Here is a 1,400-nt window from a genome sequence, read left to right on the forward strand (position 1 = left end):
GCGTCAGCTTGTCCAGATGCTTGATCGGCTTGCCCTTCTCCAGTCGGCTGAGCTGGGCCTGTGTGATGCGCACCCAGCCGCCGACCACCCGCTGGGGCAATGGCCGGACGTGGAACGAATGATTGCGGTAGGCGGCGGCGACCTTGCCCATATGCCGGCTGGCCAACGCGTCGCGCATGAGGCCGGTCTCCCAGAAGTCGACTGGCACCTCGGGAGGACGCAGCGTCGCCTGATGGGCTTCCTTCTGGCACGGGGAGCAGTAGACATCGGTGTTGTCGCGAGCCAGACGCACCCACAGGAGGGGCAGTAGCGGTCGATGACAGGTCTGTTCATCGCAGCGTGATCCGACTGCTTGAGCTTGCCTCGCCTGGCTGGGCTCGCACGCGGCAGTTTACCCCGCTCTGGTGGTCGGCGTCCTTCGCCCCACAGCTCCTTCGCATGCTATCGACTGTCCGCAAGCGCGTCCGGAGAGTGTCCGCACGCATGCTGCAGGAGGACTCATGCACAGCATAGATATATCCCCGATGCCTGAGCTGGCGTTGCTGAGCAGGGGAACGCAGGCCAGGCTCATAGGCCCAGGCACCGTCCTCCGAGAAGAAGGCGACGAAGAAGGCGACGCGCCCGAGGCTGCGGCCGGGCTCGTGGTTGGGCGGCCCTGAGGCGTCCACGCGAACTCGACCCCCGGCCGCTCACCCATCCGAACCTGGCCACACCGGGCCATACATATCTCCGGAGCGGAGGGCCGCTGGGTCAGGAACGAAAGCGAGCATGAGCATGCACTGGCGTGACAAGGACGCTTGCCTCGACCCCGATTCCGTGTGGCGCTGGACCGTCATCGTCCACGAAGACGGCACGGACAAGATGAGGTGCGTACACCCTGCTGCCAGGATCAGCTCGTCGTCGGAAGCGATTGTTTTCAAACGGGCGTGGTCGACCTTCATTGCTGGGGCTGCGCAGGTCGTTACGACGTAGTATTCAAAGGTGACCTGACGCATGGAGCGGCGGGATGGAGACTGCGATAGACGCGCGATAGAGATGGCGCTCGGCGGCCGGAGGATAAGCCTGGTCCCCTATCGCCAACAATGCGCTGGCCAGCCCACGCCAAAGAGCCAGTGCTGTGCGTGAGCTGCCAACAGCCGAAATGCTCGACGAGCTGCGCCAGGATCGGCTGTACGCCGTCTACGCCGTAGCCGTCGCGGCCGGCCTGCGCCGCGGCGAGGTGCTTGGACTCCGATGGGCAGACGTGGACCTGGACGCCCGCACGCTGCGGGTCCGCGGGTCGCTGCAGCGCGTCAACGGCCAGCTCGTGCTGGTCGAGCCCAAGACCAAGCTGTCCCAGCGGCCGGTTCCGCTCCCGGAGGTCTGCGTCGCTGCGCTGCGCGAGCATCGGGCACGCCAGG

General features: G+C 66.1%; 1 protein-coding gene. It reads left to right on the forward strand.

All coding sequences use genetic code 11. The annotated features are described in order from the left end of the window. Nucleotides 1-1,141: 1,141 nt before the first annotated feature. The coding region (locus ACREP4_RS16960; protein WP_431597374.1) for a tyrosine-type recombinase/integrase at nucleotides 1,142-1,400 on the forward strand (259 nt) is incomplete at its 3' end.

The sequence above is a fragment of the Stenotrophomonas sp. genome (assembly GCF_050737575.1).
Classification (GTDB): Bacteria; Pseudomonadota; Gammaproteobacteria; order Xanthomonadales; family Xanthomonadaceae; genus Stenotrophomonas.